The organism is Mycobacterium sp. SMC-21 (assembly GCF_045310825.1).
Classification (GTDB): Bacteria; Actinomycetota; Actinomycetes; order Mycobacteriales; family Mycobacteriaceae; genus Mycobacterium.
The window spans coordinates 1-20,220 of the sequence record NZ_JBJIAO010000053.1 but is presented as its reverse complement, the minus strand read 5'-3'; the positions used below and the strand labels follow the sequence as shown (position 1 = coordinate 20,220).

General features: G+C 67.0%; 20 protein-coding genes and 1 tRNA gene. 5 read left to right on the top strand and 16 right to left on the bottom strand.

Translation table 11 applies throughout. The annotated features are described in order from the left end of the window. Window positions 1-17: 17 nt before the first annotated feature. From prmC to fadD1, 6 genes are all read right to left on the bottom strand, one after another. A complete protein-coding gene (gene prmC / locus ACJH6H_RS27715) occupies window positions 18-851 on the bottom strand; it encodes a peptide chain release factor N(5)-glutamine methyltransferase (protein ID WP_406776220.1) in 834 nt (277 codons plus the stop codon). Beyond that, the gene (prfA, locus tag ACJH6H_RS27710; protein ID WP_318986528.1) at window positions 844-1,926 is read right to left on the bottom strand and encodes a peptide chain release factor 1; all 1,083 of its coding nucleotides are present in this window, start codon (window positions 1,924-1,926) and stop codon (window positions 844-846) included. Before prfA ends, prmC begins: the two co-directional genes overlap by 8 nt. Before the next feature lie 99 nt (window positions 1,927-2,025). Then, a complete protein-coding gene (gene rpmE / locus ACJH6H_RS27705) occupies window positions 2,026-2,262 on the bottom strand; it encodes a 50S ribosomal protein L31 (RefSeq protein WP_212812502.1) in 237 nt (78 codons plus the stop codon). A 128-nt stretch (window positions 2,263-2,390) separates the two neighbouring features. Next, window positions 2,391-3,668: an RNA polymerase sigma factor gene (locus ACJH6H_RS27700; protein ID WP_406776219.1), complete on the bottom strand. Its 1,278-nt coding sequence runs from the start codon at window positions 3,666-3,668 to the stop codon at window positions 2,391-2,393. After that, window positions 3,581-3,931 (bottom strand): YciI family protein, encoded by a 351-nt coding sequence (locus tag ACJH6H_RS27695; protein WP_212812503.1) that lies wholly within the window; start codon window positions 3,929-3,931, stop codon window positions 3,581-3,583. Before ACJH6H_RS27695 ends, ACJH6H_RS27700 begins: the two co-directional genes overlap by 88 nt. 77 nt (window positions 3,932-4,008) lie before the next feature. Then, window positions 4,009-5,571, bottom strand: a complete 1,563-nt coding sequence (gene fadD1, locus ACJH6H_RS27690; RefSeq protein ID WP_212812504.1) for a fatty-acid--CoA ligase FadD1 — start codon at window positions 5,569-5,571, stop codon at window positions 4,009-4,011. Between the two features lie 147 nt (window positions 5,572-5,718). Here fadD1 and ACJH6H_RS27685 point away from each other — a divergent pair, with 147 nt between their 5' ends. Next, window positions 5,719-6,318 carry a TetR/AcrR family transcriptional regulator gene (locus ACJH6H_RS27685; RefSeq protein WP_212812505.1) on the top strand — a complete coding sequence of 200 codons (600 nt, stop codon included), beginning with the start codon at window positions 5,719-5,721 and terminating at the stop codon, window positions 6,316-6,318. A 169-nt stretch (window positions 6,319-6,487) separates the two neighbouring features. Here ACJH6H_RS27685 and rho read toward each other — a convergent pair whose 3' ends face one another. The 6 genes from rho to argS form a co-directional block, all read right to left on the bottom strand. Further along, window positions 6,488-8,485: a transcription termination factor Rho gene (gene rho / locus ACJH6H_RS27680; protein ID WP_212812506.1), complete on the bottom strand. Its 1,998-nt coding sequence runs from the start codon at window positions 8,483-8,485 to the stop codon at window positions 6,488-6,490. 291 nt (window positions 8,486-8,776) lie between these two features. Then, window positions 8,777-9,706, bottom strand: a complete 930-nt coding sequence (gene thrB, locus ACJH6H_RS27675) for a homoserine kinase (protein ID WP_212812507.1) — start codon at window positions 9,704-9,706, stop codon at window positions 8,777-8,779. 4 nt (window positions 9,707-9,710) lie between these two features. Then, window positions 9,711-10,778, bottom strand: coding sequence for a threonine synthase (gene thrC, locus ACJH6H_RS27670; RefSeq protein ID WP_212812508.1), 1,068 nt, complete (start codon window positions 10,776-10,778; stop codon window positions 9,711-9,713). Continuing rightward, complete coding sequence (locus tag ACJH6H_RS27665) at window positions 10,778-12,097, bottom strand: homoserine dehydrogenase (RefSeq protein WP_212812509.1); 1,320 nt, start codon at window positions 12,095-12,097, stop codon at window positions 10,778-10,780. Before ACJH6H_RS27665 ends, thrC begins: the two co-directional genes overlap by 1 nt. Next, window positions 12,094-13,464 (bottom strand): diaminopimelate decarboxylase, encoded by a 1,371-nt coding sequence (gene lysA / locus ACJH6H_RS27660; protein WP_406776224.1) that lies wholly within the window; start codon window positions 13,462-13,464, stop codon window positions 12,094-12,096. The genes ACJH6H_RS27665 and lysA overlap by 4 nt, the downstream gene beginning before the upstream one ends. 23 nt (window positions 13,465-13,487) lie before the next feature. Beyond that, window positions 13,488-15,140: an arginine--tRNA ligase gene (gene argS / locus ACJH6H_RS27655; protein WP_212812511.1), complete on the bottom strand. Its 1,653-nt coding sequence runs from the start codon at window positions 15,138-15,140 to the stop codon at window positions 13,488-13,490. Window positions 15,141-15,286: 146 nt separating this feature from the next. On the opposite strand from argS, the gene ACJH6H_RS27650 reads away from it, so the two are divergent. Further along, window positions 15,287-15,359, top strand: a tRNA-Arg gene (locus ACJH6H_RS27650). A 102-nt stretch (window positions 15,360-15,461) separates the two neighbouring features. Here the strand turns inward: ACJH6H_RS27650 and ACJH6H_RS27645 are convergent. Together ACJH6H_RS27645 and ACJH6H_RS27640 are read right to left on the bottom strand one after the other, a co-directional pair. Continuing rightward, window positions 15,462-17,264: a zinc-ribbon domain-containing protein gene (locus ACJH6H_RS27645; protein ID WP_212812512.1), complete on the bottom strand. Its 1,803-nt coding sequence runs from the start codon at window positions 17,262-17,264 to the stop codon at window positions 15,462-15,464. A 70-nt stretch (window positions 17,265-17,334) separates the two neighbouring features. Further along, window positions 17,335-17,643, bottom strand: coding sequence for a DUF732 domain-containing protein (locus tag ACJH6H_RS27640; protein WP_212812513.1), 309 nt, complete (start codon window positions 17,641-17,643; stop codon window positions 17,335-17,337). 180 nt (window positions 17,644-17,823) lie between these two features. Here ACJH6H_RS27640 and ACJH6H_RS27635 point away from each other — a divergent pair, with 180 nt between their 5' ends. Genes ACJH6H_RS27635 through ACJH6H_RS27625 form a run of 3 tightly spaced genes read left to right on the top strand, consistent with a single transcriptional unit; the run spans window position 17,824 to window position 19,090 of the window. Beyond that, window positions 17,824-18,030, top strand: a complete 207-nt coding sequence (locus ACJH6H_RS27635) for a hypothetical protein (RefSeq protein WP_212812514.1) — start codon at window positions 17,824-17,826, stop codon at window positions 18,028-18,030. Next, on the top strand, window positions 18,027-18,326 hold the full coding sequence (locus ACJH6H_RS27630; RefSeq protein ID WP_212812515.1) for a DUF732 domain-containing protein: 300 nt from the start codon (window positions 18,027-18,029) through the stop codon (window positions 18,324-18,326). Before ACJH6H_RS27635 ends, ACJH6H_RS27630 begins: the two co-directional genes overlap by 4 nt. After that, a complete protein-coding gene (locus tag ACJH6H_RS27625) occupies window positions 18,323-19,090 on the top strand; it encodes a hypothetical protein (RefSeq protein WP_212812516.1) in 768 nt (255 codons plus the stop codon). The genes ACJH6H_RS27630 and ACJH6H_RS27625 overlap by 4 nt, the downstream gene beginning before the upstream one ends. 61 nt (window positions 19,091-19,151) lie before the next feature. Here ACJH6H_RS27625 and ACJH6H_RS27620 read toward each other — a convergent pair whose 3' ends face one another. Both ACJH6H_RS27620 and ACJH6H_RS27615 read right to left on the bottom strand, forming a co-directional pair. After that, the gene (locus ACJH6H_RS27620; RefSeq protein ID WP_212812517.1) at window positions 19,152-19,553 is read right to left on the bottom strand and encodes a zinc-ribbon domain-containing protein; all 402 of its coding nucleotides are present in this window, start codon (window positions 19,551-19,553) and stop codon (window positions 19,152-19,154) included. After that, on the bottom strand, window positions 19,495-20,169 hold the full coding sequence (locus ACJH6H_RS27615) for a zinc-ribbon domain-containing protein (RefSeq protein ID WP_406776223.1): 675 nt from the start codon (window positions 20,167-20,169) through the stop codon (window positions 19,495-19,497). The genes ACJH6H_RS27620 and ACJH6H_RS27615 overlap by 59 nt, the downstream gene beginning before the upstream one ends. Window positions 20,170-20,220 lie beyond the last annotated feature (51 nt).

Below are 20,220 nucleotides of genomic sequence, written 5' to 3'. Positions count from 1 at the left end.
GGTTGCCATGACCCGTTTTACCGTCGGGTCGCGGTGACGAACCGGGGCCGCCCGGTCAGGTCGCGCCGCGCGGTGATGTCACCGAACGTACCGTCGCGGTCCAAGGCGGCCACCACCTGATCGGCTGTGGTGTCGTCGTGTTCGATGCCCAACTTGCCGCCGGGACGCAGCAACCGGGCCGCCAGCGCGATGATCGGCACGATGACGGACATGCCGTCGGGCCCGCCGAACAGGGCGCCGGCCGGGTCGTGGTCGATGACTTCGGGGTCGAGATCGGCGCCGTCCGGGATGTACGGCGGGTTGGACACCAGCAGGTCCACTGTGCCGGTCCTGTCTGACAGCAGGCTGGGAACGGTGACGTCGGCTTCCAGCACCTCGACGGCGCTGCCGGCGCAGTTGCGCCGGGCATAGGCCAACGCCTCCGGTGACTTCTCGACGGCCACGACCTGCGCCTGCGGCCAGGTGTGCGCCAGCGCCAGGGCCAGCGCTCCCGAGCCCGTGCACAGGTCCACGATCACCGGGCTCGGCGGCAACGGCTGGTTCATGGCCCACTCCAGCAGGGCCTCGGTCTCCGGCCGGGGAATGAACACCCCCGGACCGACGTGCACTTCCACCGGACCGAATGCCGCGGTTCCGATCAAGTGCTGCAAGGGAATTCGTTGTGCGCGACGCGCGATGAGGTCGCCATAGCCGGCGAAGAACGTCGGGTCCGGCTCGACGAACAGCAGCCGGGCCCGATCGACTCCGGCGATGTGCGCCGCCAGGTACTCGGCGTCGACGCGGGCGGAATCGATGCCCGCCGCAGCCAACGTCGCGGTGGCCTCGTCGAGCGCCTGCCGGATGCTATTCACCCTCGGCGAGCCGGGCCTGCTTGTCGGCGGCCGCGAGGGCGTCGAGCAGCGCGTCCATGTCGCCGTCGAGCACCTGGTCGAGGTTGTGGGCCTTGAAGTTGATGCGGTGGTCGGCGATCCGGTTCTCCGGGAAGTTGTAGGTCCGGATGCGCTCGCTGCGGTCGACGGTGCGGATCTGGCTGGCGCGGTCCGCGGAGGCGTCGGCGGACGCCTGCTCCTCGGCCAGCGCCTGCAGACGCGCGGCGAGCACCACCATGGCGCGGGCCTTGTTCTGCAGCTGCGAGCGTTCGTTCTGGCAGGTCACGACGATGCCGGTGGGCAGGTGCGTGATGCGCACCGCCGAGTCGGTGGTGTTGACGCCCTGACCGCCCTTGCCGGACGAACGGTAGACATCGATCCGCAGGTCCGATTCGTCGATCTGCACCTGCTCGACGTCTTCGGGCTCCGGGTAGACGAGGACGCCGGCGGCCGAGGTGTGCACGCGGCCCTGCGATTCGGTGACGGGCACGCGCTGCACGCGGTGCACACCGCCCTCGAACTTCATGCGCGACCACACGCCGTCGGCCGAATCGCCCTTGCTGGCGATCGTGATGGTGGCGTCCTTGTAGCCGCCCAGGTCCGACCAGGTCTCGTCGAGCACGGTGACGGTCCAGCCATGGCGCTCGGCGTACCGGATGTACATGCGCGCGAGGTCGGCGGCGAACAGCGCCGACTCCTCGCCGCCCTCACCGGACTTCACCTCGAGGACGACGTCGTCGGCGTCGTGCGGGTCGCGCGGGGCCAGCAGGTCGGTCAGCTTGGCGTCGAGCTCGGCGACGCGGGCCTCCAACTCGGGCACCTCCGCGGCGAACGCGGCGTCCTCGGCGGCCAGCTCACGGGCCGCCTCGAGGTCACCCCGGGCGGCCTCGAGCTTGCGGTAGGTGACGACGATCGGCGACACCTGCGCGAACCGGCGACCGACCTTGCGGGCGGCGCCGGCGTCGGCGTGCAGGTTCGGGTCCCCCAGCTGCCGCTCGAGATCGGCGTGCTCGGCCAGCAGTGCCTCGATGCGGGGCGCGGTATCGGTCTGTGCCACTTTCGGACTCCTGCGGTTGTTCTGGGGTGCCGGATGCTGGATACGAAAACGGCGCCCGGACCTGACGCGAATGCGACAGATCGGGCGCCGTTGACGAAGCTAGCTCTCGGACGCGGCCTTCGAGCCGGCGTTGCGCTTGCCGTACCGCTTCTCGAAGCGGGCCACGCGGCCGCCGGTGTCGAGAAGCTTCTGCTTGCCCGTGTAGAACGGGTGGCACTGCGAGCACACCTCGACCACGATGTGGCCGCTTTCCTTGGTGCTACGAGTCTGGAAGCTGTTGCCGCAACCGCAGACCACGGTGGTCTCGACGTATGCGGGGTGAATACCCGATTTCATTTCATGGTCCTCTGTGATCGATGGCGCCGGGTCGCCCGAGAATTCGGACGTGAACCGGAGCCGAGGGGGTTCGGCGGTCGATTATGCCAGGTCAGCCGCCAAGGTCCTAAACGCGTCCGGGCCGGCGACTATTCCTCGGCACCGCGCTGCCCCAGCTCGGCGAGGCGACGCTCCAGAAATCGTCGCTCCGGTTCGGTCGTCGCCAATGCCAGCGCGCGCCCGAAGGCGGTCCGCGCCTCTCCGGTGCGGCCCAAGCGACGCAGCAATTCCGCCCGGGTTGACGGCAGATAGCGATAATCGCCCAGGTCAAGGGCGTCGATGACCTCCAGGGCCCTTGCGGGATCGCCGGCCTCGGCGACAGCCACCGCACGATTGAGCGCCACCACCGGCGATCCGGTGAGCGCTTCGAGCCGCTCGTACAGGACCACGACCTCGTGCCAGTCGATCTCTTCGTCGGCCTGCAGTGAGGCGATGGCGGCCTGCAGGACGTACGGCCCGGCGGCCGGCCGCAGGGCCAGCGCGCGGTCCAGCGCGGCTCGTCCGGCGTCGACCTTGGCCTGGTCGTAGCGCGTGCGGTCCTGCTCGGCGAGGGGCACCACCCGGCCGTCGACCACACGGGCCGCGCGCCGCGAATCGTGCAGCAGCATCAAGGCCAGCAACCCGTAGGCCTCGGGTTCGTCGGCCAAGAGGTCGGCGAGGAGACGGCCGAGGCGGATCGCTTCGGCGGCGAGATCATCGCGCTCGGTGAAGCCCTGGTTGAAGATCAGGTAGATCACCGCCAGCACCGTCGTCACGCGGTCGGGCAGCAACCGGTCGGCCGGCAGGGCGAAAGGGATGTTCGTCGCCTTGATCTTGGCCTTGGCGCGGGACAGGCGACGCTTCATGGTGTCCTCGGAGACCAGGAATGCCCGCCCGATCTCGGCAGTGGTCAGCCCGCCGAGCGCCCGCAGCGTGAGCGCCACCTGGGCGTCGCGCGCCAGGGCCGGATGGCAGCGCATGAAGATCAGCTGCAGCCGGTCGTCGCCGATGGTGCTGTCATCGAGGTCGATGTCGTCCATGGTGATTGCCTGTTGATCGGCGTGGAGCAGCCGGGTTTTGGCGCGCAGCGTCTGCTCGCGGCGCAACCGGTCGATCGCCACGTTGCGGCCGGTCCGCACCAGCCAGGCCACCGGCGCATCGGGCACACCGTCGCGGGCCCACCGCTCGGCAGCGCGGACGAATGCCTCCTGCGCGGCATCCTCGGCGAGTTCGAAATCGCCGAGGATGCCGATGAGCGCGGCCAGGACCCGGCCCCACTCGCGCTGGAAGATCGCCTCGATCAGTGGGCCAACTCCCCCGGCAACTCGACCAGCGGACGAACTTCTACGGCCCCGCCGAGGCGCACCGCCGGAATCCGCTTCGCCCATTCCAGGGCCTGGTCGAGATTGTCGGCTTCGATGACGAAGTAGCCGGCGAACACCTCTTTGGTGTCGGCGTACGGGCCGTCGGTGATCAGGCCGTCACCCCGCAAGGTGGTGGCCGTCTCGACGGGCTGCAGGTGGCCGCCGCCCACGCACTGCGGCTCGAACCGCATGGCCATGTACTCCGCGCTCAGCGCGGCCTGCTCGTCTTCGGTGAGCTCGGCGTCGTGGCTACCGGGACGGGTGTAGATCAGCGTTGCGTATTTCATCGGTGTCTCCTTTTGGGTTGATCGTCCAACAGCAGTGAGACGAACGGGGACCCAATGTGGGGACACGATCGCCGAAATCAGTTTTCGGCGAGTGGCGCGTACTCCGTGCCGTCGCGTTTCCACAGCACCCGGCAGGCCGGATCGGTGCCCAACGCAACCAGTTCCCGCTTGAGAATCTTGTTGGTCGCGGTGCTGGGCAGGTCGTCGGCGATCCAGACGTACCGCGGCCAGGACTTCGGGGACAGGTCCGGCTGCGCGGCCAGGAATTCCGCGAACGCCGTCGGGTCGAGGGCCTGGCCGTCGCGCAGCACCATGGCGGCCATCACCTGGTCGCCGACGAACTCGTCGGGCACCGGGTAGACCGCGACGCGGCTGATCACCGGGTGCCGCAACAGGATTCGTTCGATGGGCGCCGCCGTGATGTTCTCTCCGTCCACGCGCATCCAGTCGGCGGTGCGGCCCGCGAGGTAGATCCAGCCGTCGGCGTCGCGGTAGGCCAGGTCCCCCGACCAGTACATGCCGTGCCGCAGCCGTTCGTCCGTCGCACCCTGGTCGTTGTGGTAGCCGCGGAACATGCCGCTGCCGTTGGTGTTCACCAGCTCGCCGGTGGCCGCCTCGGCATTGATCAGCGCGCCGGTCTCGTCGAAGCGGGCCACCTCGCACTCCTGGACGGTCTCCGGGTCGTAGACGGCGACGCCCGGGAAACCCTTGCCGACGCTGCCGGCCGGGGTCCCCTCGGAACGGGTGATGATGATCGCGAGCTCGGTCGAACCGAAGCCGTCCCACACGCTGCAGCCGAAGCGGCGGCTGAACTCGTCGATGTCGCGGTCGGCGGCCTCGTTGCCGAACGCCACCCGCAGCGGGTTGTCGCGGTCGTCGGGCTGCTCGGCGGTGGCCAGGATGTAGGCCAGCGGCTTACCGACGTAGTTCATGTAGGTCGCGCCGTAGCGGCGGATATCCGGGAGGAAACCCGACGCGGAGAACTGCGCGGGCGCCATCGCCGCGCCGGCACCGAGCGCGACGCCCCAGCCGGCGTAGACGCCGTTGGAGTGGAACAGCGGCATCGCCAGATAACAGGTGTCCTTCTCGGTCAGCTCGTAGCGCTGCACGAGTGCCGCCGCGGAGAACAGCACGATGGAGTGCGCCACCTCGACGGCCTTGGGCTCACCGCTGGTGCCGGAGGTGAAGATCATCATGAAGGTGTCGTCGGGCCCGACTTCACGATGCGGGGTCAGATCCTGCTGCGGCCACTCGGTCGCGGTGACGTCGACGATGGTGACGCCGGGCAGGCTGAGGCCGTCGAGCAGGTCGCGGTGCTGGGCGTCGACGAGCACGATCTGGCATTCGACGCGGGCGATGTCGCGGGCGAGCGCCGCACCGCGACGGGTGTTGTTGATGCCGCACAGCACGTAGCCGCCCAGGGCCGCGGCAGCCAGCGCCGTGAGCATGTCCGGGGTGTTGCCCAGCAGCGTGCCCACGTGCAGCGGCCGCATCGGGTCGGCCTGGCCGATCAGGGCGGCGGCCTGCGCCCGGGCTCCGGCGACGTACTCTCGCCAGGTCAAGGTCGCCTCGCCGTACTTGACGGCGACGGTGTCCTGGTCGGCGCGTTCGCGAAGCAACTGCTGAAGGGTGTCCGCCATGTGGGCTCCCGGGGCATGGGCGATCACGAGAACCACCCGAGTGAACAGATTCCTGGAAGTGTCTACCATGCTTGACGGGTAGCGCACTAGCGTCAGCGCCCTGGCAGAATCGTCGTTCGCCCGGTTGACATGTGAGGAGACATCCCGGTGGCAAGCCCAGAATCCCCGAAGAGCGTGCGTGATCGACTGATCGACGCCGCCGAAGAGTGCATGCGCGCCAAGGGAATTCGCGCCACGACGGTATCCGAGGTCGCCGAGGCCGCCGGCGTCTCCCGCGGCTGGCTGTACCGGCACTTCCCGGACAAGGTGACGCTGCTGGGCGCCGCGATCGTCCGGCTCAACAACGCCTACTGGAGCGACGCGCACGCCATGCTGGCGTCGATCGAAGGCCTGGACAACCAGATCGTCACCGGAATCCAGCACGGCCGCACCGCCTATGACGATCCCGGGGCCCTGCTGATGAAGCTGCGCGTCGAGGAGCCCGACGAGTTCGCCGCCTGCGCCGGCGCCGGCGTGCAGGGCCTGGTGCCCGACCTCGCCGATTTCTGGTCGCGCTACCTCGTCGCCGCCCGCGACAACGGCGAGATCCACCCCGACACCGACATCGACGATGCCGCCGAGTGGATCGCCCGCGTCATCCTGTCGCTGGCCACGATGCCCGGGCAGCGGCTGGACGCCAACAACGCCGACGAACTGCTCGCGCACGTGCGCCGCTACGTGATGCCGGGACTGAAGGCCCAGCCGTAAACCAGCCGGCGAACTGGTTGTCGGCGCGGACTTCGGCTTTCCCAAGCGCGAAACCAACCGCATGGCGGCTTTCGGCCAAGTTTCCCGCCACCCGGTTGGTTTCGTGTTCCACTCAAAATGTCGAAGCCCCCAAATCGGCTGATTTGGGGGCTTCGGCGCGGGCTGAGGCCTAGTCGGCGTCCATGTTGCCCGGGGCCGTCTTCGAGACCTGAACCAGGAACTCGTAGTTGGTCTTGGTCTTGCGCAGCTGGCTCATCAGCAGGTCGATGGCCTGGTGCGGGTCCAGACCCGACAGCACCCGACGCAGCTTGTGCACGATCGCGAACTCGTCCGGGCCGAGCAGCAGCTCGTCCTTGCGGGTACCGGACGGGTTGACGTCGACGGCCGGGAACACGCGGCGCTCGGCGATCTTGCGGTCCAGCTTGAGCTCGGCGTTACCCGTGCCCTTGAACTCCTCGAAGATGACGGTGTCACCGGTGGAGCCGGTCTCGACCATCGCGGTCGCGATGATGGTCAGCGAGCCGCCGTTCTCGATGTTGCGCGCAGCACCGAGGAAGCGCTTCGGCGGGTACAGCGCGGTGGAGTCGACACCACCGGACAGGATGCGGCCCGACGCCGGCGACGCGTTGTTGTACGCGCGGCCCAGGCGGGTGATCGAGTCCAGCAGCACGACGACGTCCTTGCCCTGCTCGACCAGGCGCTTGGCCCGCTCGATGGCCAGCTCGGCGGCCTGGGTGTGGTCTGACGGCGGCCGGTCGAAGGTCGAGGCGATGACCTCACCCTTCACCGAGCGCTGCATGTCGGTGACCTCTTCCGGACGCTCGTCGACGAGCACCACCATGAGGTGGCATTCCGGGTTGTTCTTGGTGATCGCGTTGGCGATATCCTGCATGATCGTCGTCTTACCGGCCTTGGGCGGGGACACGATCAGCGCACGCTGGCCCTTACCGATCGGCATGATCAGGTCGATCACACGCGTGGTCAGTCGCTCCGGAGTGGTCTCCAGGCGCAGTCGCTGGTTCGGGTACAGCGGGGTCAGCTTGGTGAAGTCGGGCCGGTTGCGCGCGGCTTCGACCGGACCACCGTTGACGCTGTCCAGACGCACCAGCGGGTTGAACTTCTGGCGCGGGTTGTTGCCGCCACCGGTGTTCTCGCCCTCGCGCGGGACCCGCACGGCACCGGTCACCGCGTCGCCGCGGCGCAGTCCGTTCTTGCGGACCATGTTCATCGAGACGTAGACGTCGTTCGGTCCGGCCAGGTAGCCCGAGGTGCGGACGAACGCGTAGTTGTCCAGCACGTCGAGGATGCCGGCGACCGGCTGCAGGACGTCGTCCTCGCGCAGTTCGGTCTCGGCGTTGCCGCCCTGGTTGTCGCCGCGCTCGCCACGCCGGCGACGGTCGCGGTCCCGGAACCGACGGCCACGACGGCCCTGGCGGCTGTCGTCGTCGTCATTGTTGTTGGCGTTGTCACCCTGGTCGCGGTTACCGCCCTGATCGCGGTTGCCGCCCTGGTCGCGGTTGCCACCCTGGTTGCGGTTGCCGCCGCCCTGGTTGTCGCCACCGCGGTCGCGGTTGCCACCCTGGTCGCGGTTGCCGCCCTGGTTACCTTCGGCCTTGTTGCCGCCCTGGTTGCTGTTGTCGGCGTTCCGCTCGCGGTTGCGCTCCTCGCGCGGGGCCTCGGCGTTGTCCGTGCTCTCGCCCTTGTCGGCCTTTTCGGCGGGCTTGTCACCGGCGTCGGCGGCGTCACCGTCGGCGGGCGCACCGGCCCGGCGTGACGCGCCGCGGCGCTCGCGGCGCGGGGCCTGCTCGGCGGCGGGGGCGGCAGCGTCGCTGTCGGTGTTCGCGGCCGGGGCCTGGGCTTCCTTGGCCTCGGTAGGGGCGTCGGTGCCGTTCACGGCCTCGGCGGCCTTGGTCTCGTTCTTGGCTTCGGCCTTGGCGGCCTTGGCTTCGCTCTTGGCGCCGTTGGCCTCGCCACGGTGTTCCCGGATGGCGGCGATCAGTTCGCTCTTGCGCATGCCGGAGGTGCCCTTGACGCCGGCCTCGGCGGCGAGCGCGCGCAGGTCGGGGAGCAGAAGACTGGTCAGCGATCCGGAGCGTCCGGCCGCCGGCGCTTCAGTTGCCGGGGCATCAGTGTTGCCGTCGGCGGTGAAGAGGTCCGTATCAGTCACGGATTTCCTTTCTGTGCCCTCGCGCAGCTGATCAGGCGAGGGTTTGGTTCGCAGTCGGACGGCTTCCCCGAACCGCATTCGTCAAATGCCGGGTCGGCTGAGGCACTGCAACAGCCAGGCACCAGGATTTGTCGCCGTGCGGCGAACCATCAGTCCACGAGTTGAACATCAAAGAGAAGAGTGGTCGTCCTACCGTAGGCGCAGGTACTAGAGCCTGCGATTGCTGGACGCTGCGAGAATATCGCTCATCCGACAATGAAGCAAGAATTGCCACTCGGCGTGTGCTCTCCGCTAAACGCCGGCACCGACGGTCCAGCGAACCCCTTGGCCCACCGCCATCTTCTCGACGGCGAAACCGTTGGCCGCACCGAATTCGAGGACTTCGGCCGGTAGTTCGGGCTCGGTACTGAATGCGATAACCGCAGGTCCAGCACCAGAAAGCACTGCTGCCACCCCAGAACGCCGGAGCATCGCCAGATATTCCGCCGAGGCCGGCATCGCCGCCGCGCGCTGCGGCTGGTGCATCACGTCTTCGGTGGCCGCCATCAGCAAATCCGGACGCTGCGTGAGCGCCACCACCAGGAGCGCGGCCCGGCTGACGTTGAACGTGGCGTCCTTGTGCGCGATCTGCTCGGGAAGCACCGCCCGGGTCTCGGCGGTCGACGACCGCACCTGCGGAATCGCCGGGAACAGGTGGATGTCGGGATGCAGCGTCAGCGGCGCGGCCGCGTACACCGGGCCGGGCTCGGTCCAGGACACCACCGCACCGCCCAGCACGGCGGCCGAAGCGTTGTCCGGATGCCCCTCGAACTCCGACGACAGCTGGACCAGCTGATCGAGCGTCAGCGGCTGCGAACCAGATTGGGCGATAAGGCCATTGGCCACCGCCAAACCGCCCACCACTGCGGCGGCCGATGAGCCGAGGCCGCGCGAATGTGGAATGACGTTGCGGCACTTGATGTTCAGCCCGGAAGCCGAAACGCCGCCGGCCTCGAGGCCACGCCGGATCGCCCGCACCACCAGATGGGACTCGTCTTCCGGAACCTGCCCGGCCCCCTCCCCCGTCACCTCGATGACGAGGCCGGATTCGGTTGTCTCAGCCTGAATTTCGTCGTACAGGCTCAACGCCAGGCCCAGGCTGTCGAAGCCGGGGCCGAGATTGGCGCTCGAGGCGGGGACGACGGCGGTGGCGAGCAGGCCGGCGGGCAGGTTTTCGGTCACTGCGTCAGACCAGTCCGAGCTGTTCGACCACGGCGGTCGGGTCGACCGGGATGGCCCTGACCTCGGGCATGCCCTTGAGGGCGTTGTCGGGATCCTTGAGGCCGTTGCCGGTGACGGTGCAGACCACGGTCGAGCCGGGCTTGACCCAGCCGTCCTCGATGGACTTGAGCAGACCGGCGATGCTGGCGGCCGAGGCCGGCTCGACGAACACGCCTTCGGCCTTGGCGACCAGGTGGTACGCGGCCAGGATCTCCTCGTCGGTGGCAGCCAGGAAGCGACCGTCCGACTGCTCCCGTGCCGCCACGGCGCCGTCCCACGAAGCCGGCGAACCGATTCGGATCGCGGTGGCGATGGTCTCGGGGTTCTTGACGGGCTCGCCGAGCACCAGCGGCGCCGCACCGGCTGCCTGCGTGCCGAGCATGCGGGGCAGCCGGTCGGACACGCCGTCGCGGTGGTACTCGCTGTAGCCGCGCCAGTAGGCGGTGATGTTGCCGGCGTTGCCGACGGGCAGCGAGTGCACATCAGGGGCGGTGCCGAGGGCGTCGACGATCTCGAACGCGGCGGTCTTCTGACCCTCGATGCGGACCGGGTTGACGGAGTTGACCAGGGCGATGGTCGGGTAGTCGGCGGTCAGCTTGCGGGCCAGCTCCAGACAGTCGTCGAAGTTGCCGTCCACCTGAATGATCTTGGCGCCGTGCATGACTGCCTGCGCCAGCTTGCCCATCGCGATCTTGCCCTGCGGGATCAGCACCGCGCAGGTGATACCGGCACGCGCCGCGTAGGCGGCCGCCGACGCCGAGGTGTTACCGGTGGACGCGCACAGCACGGCCTTCTGGCCGCGGGCGACGGCGTCACTCACGGCCATGGTCATGCCACGGTCCTTGAACGAACCGGTCGGGTTGAGCCCCTCGACCTTCAAATGCACTGTGCAGCCGGTCTGTTCACTGAGCCGCTTGGCGTGGATGAGCGGGGTGCCACCCTCGAGCAGGGTGACCGGCGTCCAGTTCTCGGTGCCGGGCAGACGATCCCGGTAGGCCTCGATCAGGCCGGGCCACGGCTTGTGCACGCTCATTACTTACTGGTTCCTTCCATGCGCAGCACACTGTTGATGCTCTGCACTGCTTCGTGATCGGCAAGGGCCGCAACGGTTTCCGAAAGCGCTTCATCGGTGGCCCGGTGGGTGACGACGACGATGCGGGCGCCGCTGCGCTGGCCCGACTCGTCCTCCATGCCCTCCTGGCGAACCTCGGCGATGCTGACCTCGCGCTTGCCGAACTCGGCTGCGACAGAAGACAACACACCGGGCTTGTCTGCCACGTTCATGCTGACGTAGTAGCGGGTCTCGATGGCGCCGATCGAGGCGATCGGCAGCTTGGCGTACTTCGACTCCCGCGGGCCACGGCCACCCTGCACGCGGTTGCGCGCGGCCATGACGACGTCACCCATGACGGCGGACGCGGTCGGCGCCCCACCGGCGCCGCGGCCGTAGAACATCAGCTCGCCGGCAGCCTCGGCCTCCACGAAGACCGCGTTGAATGCGCCGTTGACGGAGGCCAGGGGGTGGTCCAGCGGCACCAGCGCCGGGTAGACGCGGGCCGAAACCCGTTGCTTGCCTTTACCGGTGGTCAGCCGCTCGCAGATGGCGAGCAACTTGATGGTGCAGCCCAGCGCCTTGGCGGACTCGAAGTCGGCGGCACTGACCTTCGTCATGCCCTCGCGGTAGACGTCGTCGGCGGTGACCCGGGTGTGGAACGCGATGGACGCCAGGATGGCGGCCTTGGCAGCGGCGTCGTAGCCCTCGACGTCGGCGGTGGGGTCGGCCTCGGCGTAGCCCAGCACGCCGGCTTCGGCGAGTGCGTCGGCGTAGTCGGCGCCGGTCTCGCTCATCGCCGACAGGATGTAGTTGGTGGTGCCGTTGACGATGCCCGCGACCCGCAGCACGACGTCACCCGCCAGTGACTGCGTCAGCGGACGGATCACCGGGATCGCACCGGCCACGGCAGCCTCGAAATACAGGTCTACACGCGCCTTTTCGGCGGCCTGGGCGAGTTCGCCGGTGGACTGCGCCATCAGCGCCTTGTTGGCGGTGACCACGGACTTGCCCTGCTCAAGCGCGGCCATGATGGCCTTGCGGGCCGGCTCGACGGGGCCCATGAGCTCGATGACGATGTCGACGTCGTCGCGCGAGACCAGGGCCTCGATGTCGTCGGTGAGCATGTCGACAGGCACGCCGCGGCCCTTGGCGACCTTGCGGACACCGACACCGCGCAGCTCCAGGGGCGCACCGATGCGAGCGGCCAAGTCGTCAGCGCTGTTCTCGATGATCCGGACCACCTCGGTCCCGACGTTCCCGAGTCCGAGAACTGCTACGCCGATTGGCTTTTCACTCATTGACCACTCACCTCCAGGCTCAACAGGTCTTCGACGGTCTCCCGACGCAAGATCAGGCGCGCGTTGCCGTCCTTCACCGCGACGACGGCGGGACGGGTCAGCAGGTTGTACCGGCTGGACATCGAATAGCAGTAGGCGCCGGTGGCGGCGACCGCGATCAGGTCGCCAGGACCCACGTCACTGGCCACCCAGGTGTCCCGGACGATGATGTCGCCGGTCTCGCAGTGCTTTCCGACGATCCGGGCCAGCGTCGCGGGGGCGTCGCTGGCGCGCGACACCAGCCGGGCGTCGTACTGGGCGTCGTACAGCGACGGCCGGATGTTGTCGCTCATGCCGCCGTCGACGCTGACGTAGCGCCGGTACTTGTCGGCCGAAACGGCAACGTCTTTCACGGTGCCGACCTCGTACAGCGTGATGGTGCCAGGGCCCGCGATCGCGCGGCCGGGTTCCACGACGAGCTTGGGCGTGGGCAGGCCGACGGCCTCGGACTCAGCCTTGACGATGGCCTTGAGCTTGTCGGCCAGTTCCTTCATCGGCGGCGGGTCGTCGCTGGGCAGGTACGAGATGCCCAGTCCCCCACCGAGATCCATGACAGACATCTGCGCCGTCTTCTCGACACCGAATTCGGCGACGACGTCGCGCAGCAGGCCGATGACGCGGTGGGCGGCGATCTCGAACCCGGCGACATCGAAGATCTGCGAGCCGACGTGGCAGTGCAGGCCGACAAGCCGCAGGTTGTCGGTGGCGAAGACCTTGCGCACCGCGTCCATCGCCGCGCCGCTGGCCAGCGAGAGACCGAACTTCTGGTCCTCGTGGGCGGTGGAGATGAACTCGTGGGTGTGCGCCTCGACGCCCGGGGTCACACGGACCAGGACGTCCTGCACCACACCGGCCGCGCCGGCGATGGCCTCCAGGCGTTCGATCTCGATCTCGGAGTCCAGCACGATGTGCCCGACGCCGGCCGCGACCGCGGCCTTCAGCTCAGAGACCGATTTGTTGTTGCCGTGCACCGTGATTCGCTCGGCCGGGAAGTCGGCGTGCAGGGCCACGGCCAGTTCGCCGCCGGTGGCGACGTCGAGGCACAGGCCCTCCTGCGCGACCCAGCGCGCGATCTCGGCACACAGGAAGGCTTTTCCGGCGTAGTGCACGTGCTCGCCGCCACCGAAGGCGTCGGCGATCTCGCGGCACCGCGAGCGGAAGTCGTCCTCGTCGATGACGAACAGCGGCGTGCCGAACTGCTCGGCCAGTGCACCGACCGTCACACCGGCGATGCTGACCTGACCGTCGGCACCCCGAGTCAGGTTGCGCGGCCAGACATTCGGGGCCAACAGGTTGACCTCGTCGGGGGTTTGCGGCTTCTCCGGCACCACGTTGCCGGTCGGCTGCCCGCTCACATCCGCTCCGGGGCGCTCACGCCGAGGATCTGCAGACCGTTGGCGATGACCTGGCGGGTGGCCGCGCACAGCGCCAGGCGCGCCCGGTGCAGGTCGCTGTGCTCTTCGTCGCCCATCGGAAGCACGCGGCAGGAGTCGTAGAACCGGTGGTAGTCACCGGCCAGGTCTTCCAGGTACCGGCACACACGGTGCGGTTCCCGAAGGGCCGCAGCGGTTTTGAGGACCCGCGGAAACTCGCCGATGGTGCGCATCAGCGTGGCTTCGCGATCGTGGCTGAGCAGGTCGAGGTGCCCGAGGTCGGACTGCAGGCCGAGGTCGGCCGCGTTGCGCGCCAGGGCCGACAGCCGCGCGTGCGCGTATTGCACGTAGTAGACCGGGTTTTCGTTGGACGCGCTGGCCCACAACCCCAGATCGATGTCGATCGGGCTGTTCACCGACGACCGGATCAGCACGTAGCGCGCCGCGTCCACGCCGATGGCGTCGACCAGGTCCTCGAGGGTGATCACGGTGCCGGCGCGCTTGCTCATGCGCATCGGCTGGCCGTCCTTGAGCAGGTTGACCATCTGGCCGATCAGCACCTCGACGGTGGCCGGGTCCTCGCCGAGCGCGGCGGCGACGGCCTTGAGACGGCCGATGTAGCCGTGATGGTCGGCGCCGAGCATGTAGATGCACAGGTCGAAACCGCGCTGGCGCTTGTCCAGGTAGTACGCGATGTCACCGGCGACGTACGCCGGGTTGCCGTCGCTCTTGATGACGACGCGGTCCTTGTCGTCACCGAAGTCGGTGGTGCGCAACCAGATTGCGCCGTCCTGCTCGTAGATCGAGCCGTTGTCACGCAGCTTGTCGATGGCCTGTTGCACCCGGCCCGAGGTGTGCATCGAGTCTTCGTGGGTGTAGACGTCGAAGTCCGTGCCGAAGTCGTGCAGCGACTGCTTGATCTGGCCGAACATCAGGTCCACGCCGAGCTCGCGGAAGACTTCCTGACACTCGTCGGCCGGCAGGCTCAGCGCGTCCGGCCGCTTGGCCACGACGTCGGCGGCGATGTCCTTGATGTAGTCGCCGCCGTAGCCGTCCTCCGGGGCCGGCTCGCCCTTGGCCGCCGCGACCAGCGAGCGGGCGAAGCGGTCGATCTGCCCGCCGTGGTCGTTGAAGTAGTACTCGCGGACGACGGTGGCGTCCTGCGTGGCCAGCAGGCGGCCCAGCGCGTCACCGACGGCGGCCCAGCGGGTGCCGCCGATGTGGATGGGTCCGGTCGGGTTCGCCGAGACGAACTCCAGGTTGATGTGGCGGCCCTTGAGCTCCTCGGAGGTGCCGTAGCGGTCGCCGGCGCCCAACACGTTGAGAATGACGACGCTCTGCGCGGACGCCTCGATGCGCAGGTTCACGAAGCCCGGACCGGCAACGGTGGCGTCAGCGATACCGTCGGCGTCGTTCAGCCGCTCTGCGAGCCATTCGGCCAGGTCACGCGGGTTGACGCCGACCTTCTTGCCCAGCTGCAGCGCCAGGTTGGTCGCGTAATCACCGTGCTCGGGGTTGCGCGGACGCTCGATGGCCACTGTTTCGGGCAGCGCGGCGATGTCCAGGTCGTGTTCGACCAGGACCACGGCGGCGGTGTTCTTGAGCAGTTCAGCCAGATCGGCGGGGGTCACGGGGGTCCATCCTATGGGCTGAGCTGCTCAGGCTTGTCATCGGTCACCTGCTGGTCGGTAGGCAGTCCGCACCGATTCGGGAGGCGGGCCACCGATGCGCTAGTCTGTGATCGCCCAACGGCGCCGCTGGCTCGCCAGCATCAAGCGCCCCCGTAGCTCAGGGGATAGAGCGTCTGCCTCCGGAGCAGAAGGCCGCAGGTTCGAATCCTGCCGGGGGCACTTCCTGACCAGCGTGTATGCAGGTCCGTGCGAGATTCGTGCAATTGGCCTTCAGCGATGACTGTCTCGGTGCCCCAATGGCGCGCGGTTGGTGGCCTTGATCTAGTCCCGATGGGCTCGGCGCGCGCCGTAGCACTCTGGGCACCCGCTGCTTCTGCGAGTTGCAACCACGGCTCGCCACTCGTGTCCCCGTGAGCACAGCCACCACGCGCGCACACCGCTTGCCGGGCGCAGTTGGTCCGGCGTCAGCTCACCGTTCCTAGTCGGGTGCCATTCTCTCGCCGCATCGGGAAACAGGTCAGCGAACGACTCGCCTGCCTGCGGTGCTGACCGCTTACGCGCCACCGTCCGGTAACCGCATCGCGGGCATCCGCTGCCACGGGTGCGAATACCTACCTGCGACCGCCATTCGTTGGAGCATTCCGAGCACGTCCACACAAATTTCGTCTTGCTGCCAGGGTGGATGCGGTCGGCAGTGATGCCGTCGTTCTTAGCAGGGTCCAACTCCGCGGCGATTGCCGGAAACTCGGTCGCGAGACTAACCGCGCGGTGCCTGTATATTGCTTGATTGGCGGCGGCTTCAGCCCACACTTGCAGATCGCGCAAGTAGTCATCGAATCGTTCTGCCACGCAACCGATTTCCGCTAGCTCCTGCAACACCTTCACGGTCACTGTCTTTATCGGCTCGGTGGGCGATACGAAGACCTCATACCCGCCAACGCTGTGCAACGGCAGTTCGCGGACACGTAGAACCGTCCAACCTGCCGCATTGAGCGCGTCGGTTTGTGCTCGGTCTCGGCGGTCCAGGTCGGCATGGAATCGCACACCGTCGTATTCCACGACTATGCCGAGACTGGGTATAACGATGTCAGCCCGGACCGGCCGCCGGTGCTTCACAGGTATTGGAGGATGGCCATGTGCAACAGCCAGTCCAGCCGCGGCCAATTCGTATTCAAGCCTAAGCTGGCGCGCCGAAACACCGATGGTCGAACATTCCGGGCAACCGTCGCCACGGTCCACACGCTTGTAAGGCGGCGCGGCCCACACATGCCCGGCCGCCCTGCACTGCCACCACCTGTGTTGTCTGGCGCCAGGATTCACGTCGGCCGCCGTTAGCGGCGCATTCTTTGTGGGGTGCCACTCCACAGCGACATCGGGGTACAGGTCAGCCAGCGACCGGCCCGCCTTGGGCGTTGATTTCGCGATTGCACGTCTGGCCTCGTCGCATTCGGGGCACTGCTCCCCTCGTTGGCGGTTGCTCGGCGATACGGTCCACTCGTGCCCCTCACTGCATAGCCACCAAACCCGTTTGCTGCTCGCTGGCCGAACATCGTGTGCAGTCAGGTGGCCGTTCTTTGTGGGATGCCACTCGGCCGCCGCTTCGGGGAATCTATCGGCAAAACTGTTGCCGCGCTTAGGGGTTGATCGCAAGACGGCGCGGTGTGCGACCGCGCATTTGTGGCAGCCGATGCCGACCTGGCTGCGCTTGTTAACAGCAGCTTGCCATTCGTGTTGGCAGCGCGAACATTTCCACCAGACGGCCCGTCCGCTGCCGACTCGTACCTCCGCTGGCGTCAGGCCATCATTGAGTGTGGGGTGCCATTCGGCGGCGACGTCAGGCGCCGCCTCGGCAAGCGATTCTCCCGGCCTGGGCTTCGCCGCCGCAGCAGCACGCCGCGCTATCCCGCACGGTGGGCACCCCCTGCCCGCCGTCCCACGCTTGTACACCTTGTTCTTCCACTCGTGCCCGCAAGTCGAGCACCGCCACCACACGTCGGCATTGCATCCAGGCCGCACGTCGTACGCGGTCAGACCACCATTCAGCGTCGGGTGCCACTCCGCTGCAACATCGGGTCGCAGATCAGCCAGTGACTCGCCGGGTTTCGGCTTCAAGATGGCGGCCACAGCACCGATTCTGCTTCACCAGGCCGAGCACGCGCGTCACTTTCACTCGCTAGACCAAGGCGCAAGCGAGCTAGAGCTGGTCCTTATACTCCGGGCAGTAGGCCGCCACAGACGCGCCCACAAAGTACCCGGCGTCATCCGCGGTAACCGTCTTGTTGGTGATGTTGTACACCTTCATCGAGACCTCGGCCGGGGTCCAGCCAGAGTCGATCTGGCTGCACACGAACCGGGCAGCGCTCACCGCGCTCGCATTGGTGGGAAACGTAATCCCGTAGTGGTGAATCACCTGGAGGAATATCGCGTCATCGTCATCGGCATGAGCCGGTGCGGCCAACACAACCGCCGCGCCAGCAACAGCCATTGCCAGCAAAGTCTTCATAGCGATTGAGACTACGCCAGCTCAGCCGAGTTTGACCAGGTCTGACAGTAATTCTGCTGGTTGCTGACCGACAAATTGGCGAGCCACTGCAACGCGCGTCAGGCCGCCTTGGCGCTTGGCCAATATCCAAGATTGGGAATGGTCTACCCAACGCGCCGAGTCAGTCGCACACTGGCGAACATGACAACGATCAACACCCCGGCGCCACCGGTTGAGTACCTGCGCGCCGAGCTGGCCGACAAGCTCGACGCCTACCCGATGGAGACATGGCCAGCCGAACTACTCCAAGCGGCCATTGCCTTGATAGACGCAGCCGCTGGCCACCTGGTGCAGCCGTCGAATGACATACCTCCGGGGCGCCCACGGCTCCGGGTGGTGACGTCATGACCCGCGAAGCAGCGGCCGGTATCGTGCTCGCGCTAGTATGCGCCACCCCGCTGGCTCACGCGGATACCCCTGATGCCAAATTCCTTGCCGCGTTGCAGGCCAACGGAATACAGGGCGATCCTGGCCAGCTCGTGGCCGACGGTCATTCAGCATGTGACAACTACGGCGGTATCGGGATGACCGGTTTCATCATCGGGCTACGTGCTCGTGGGCTGTCCGCCGATCAGGCGGGCAACCTTGTCGCGGACGGCATTCGGGCCTACTGCCCAGAAAAGGGACCATGGGGTCCGCTGTGAGCGATCAAGTACAGAACAAGGACGGCGACGCGAAAAAGCCTATGACTCTGAGTCTCTGGACCGCTGATGGCCAACAACACGATGTCGTACTGAGTGGCCCTGGAGGAGTCGTCCGGTTCTGCGTTGGCGATCCAGCGGGGTCCCACTCCGCCGTCTGGCGAGTTTGGGCGAATCGCAACACTTTTGATGTTTACGTCACAGCACGGGATATTGCCGATACCCAGAAAATCAGCCTCCATGAGACGGGAGACTGGCGACACCAGTTCCTGAATTCCGAACTCGCGCAGAAGTACACGGACCAACCAAACAGAATTCTCGACCAATGGCAGGAAGCGACCGAGCACGGCGATAGCCGAATGACCCTCGGCTATTCCGTTCGGATGCGCACTCAAGACCTGGGCGACTTTCGGGAGACGTTTCCGAAAGAGTTGGTGTGGGTCCCCGCGGCCCCAGTCGGTAAGGCGATAGCCGTGCATATTGTCTTCTCTCGCGTTCATGATCAGCCCGTGAACATGGGCGGAATGGTGCCAATTGGAGGATTTACGTTGGTCGACGGCAGGGCCGTCCTGTTGCTGGCCGAGGTCTTCGAAGTTCCAGCAGAAGTCAGCGCCGACGTAGATGCGCGGATTGCGTTGGTGCAGAAGGACCCGCGGGTCGTGGGTGCGACGCACCCTCGCATGGCGATGCATGGCAGTAACGAGCATGGTCGCTTTTCATGGGATATCGCACTCAAACCAATGCCCTGCGATTCCTGCCGGAGCTGAGGCCGGGCGACGTCGACGCCCACAACCGTGGGCTGCCACCCGGTCGCAAAATGTCGTCGACCTAGCGGTGACCCTCTGCGCGACATTCCCGGCACCGTCCGAATTTCCGGCGATCGACCACCCTTGCCTGCCATTCATGTCCGCGCTTGCACTGCCACCAAACGAGCCTGTCACTAGCCGGGCGCACGTCGTGAGCCGTCAATGGGGCGTTGCGCGTGGGGTGCCATTCGACCGCGGGCACAGGAAATAGGTCAGCGAACGATCCGCCGGGTGGTGGTAGAGCCCGCTTTGCCGCACCGCGTTTCCGCGAGCACTTGGGACAACCGTGTCCAGCACTGCGAATCCAAACCATCGACGACCATTCGTGGCCACAGTCTCGACAGGTCCATATGAACTTGGTGTTGCTACCCGGATGCACTTCCTCTGGCTTTACTCCATTGTTCTTTTTCGGGTCGAACTCCATTGCCACGTCTGGGCATTCGCTCGCCAGGCTCTTGGTGCGATATCGATAAGGCGCACTTCCCACACAGCCACCACCGAGGCTTCTTGCTGCCCGGGTTGACATCGGCCGCGGTAGTTGGCGCGTTCTTCGTCGGATGCCATTCGGCGGCGATATCCGGGCGCACATCGGCAAGCGACCGGCCCACCTTGGGCGTCGACTTCGTAATGGACCGCTGCAATTCCGCGCACGTCGGACAACGCTCACCCCTGCGGCGGTTGCTAGGCGACACGTCCCATTCGTGACCGTCTCCACACAACCACCAAACCCGTCTGTTGCTGCCCGGTTTCACTTGCCAAGGAGTGAGGTCGCCGTTACGGGTCGGATGCCACTCAGCTGCCGGCCCCGGGAATTGGTCGCCAAAGCTCTGACCGGGCTTCGGCGTTGACCGCAAGATCGCTTTGCGCACCAGCCAGCACTCCCGACAACCTGTGCCGCCTTGGGTCGTTCGACGACAGATCGTCGTCTTCCATTCGTGCTGGCATCTTGCGCACTTCCACCAAGCCATCTTGCCGCTGCCGACTCGGACCTGCGCCGGCGTCAGGTCGCCGTTCGGGTCTGCTGCACGATCAGGTGACAGTTTCGGTCACGCGGCCTGACTGGCCGGTGTGGTCATGATTGCTTCGAATTC

Bases quoted from the DNA above. Each gene is read 5' to 3' on its own strand.
- rpmE (WP_212812502.1), bottom strand. From the start codon at position 2,262: ATGAAATCGGGTATTCACCCCGCATACGTCGAGACCACCGTGGTCTGC.
- ACJH6H_RS27700 (WP_406776219.1), bottom strand. From the start codon at position 3,668: ATGGGCGAAGCGGATTCCGGCGGTGCGCCTCGGCGGGGCCGTAGAAGT.
- ACJH6H_RS27695 (WP_212812503.1), bottom strand. From the start codon at position 3,931: ATGAAATACGCAACGCTGATCTACACCCGTCCCGGTAGCCACGACGCC.
- fadD1 (WP_212812504.1), bottom strand. From the start codon at position 5,571: ATGGCGGACACCCTTCAGCAGTTGCTTCGCGAACGCGCCGACCAGGAC.
- thrC (WP_212812508.1), bottom strand. From the start codon at position 10,778: ATGAGCGTGCACAAGCCGTGGCCCGGCCTGATCGAGGCCTACCGGGAT.
- ACJH6H_RS27665 (WP_212812509.1), bottom strand. From the start codon at position 12,097: ATGAGTGAAAAGCCAATCGGCGTAGCAGTTCTCGGACTCGGGAACGTC.
- ACJH6H_RS27640 (WP_212812513.1), bottom strand. From the start codon at position 17,643: ATGAAGACTTTGCTGGCAATGGCTGTTGCTGGCGCGGCGGTTGTGTTG.
- ACJH6H_RS27635 (WP_212812514.1), top strand. From the start codon at position 17,824: ATGACAACGATCAACACCCCGGCGCCACCGGTTGAGTACCTGCGCGCC.
- ACJH6H_RS27630 (WP_212812515.1), top strand. From the start codon at position 18,027: ATGACCCGCGAAGCAGCGGCCGGTATCGTGCTCGCGCTAGTATGCGCC.
- ACJH6H_RS27620 (WP_212812517.1), bottom strand. From the start codon at position 19,553: ATGGAGTTCGACCCGAAAAAGAACAATGGAGTAAAGCCAGAGGAAGTG.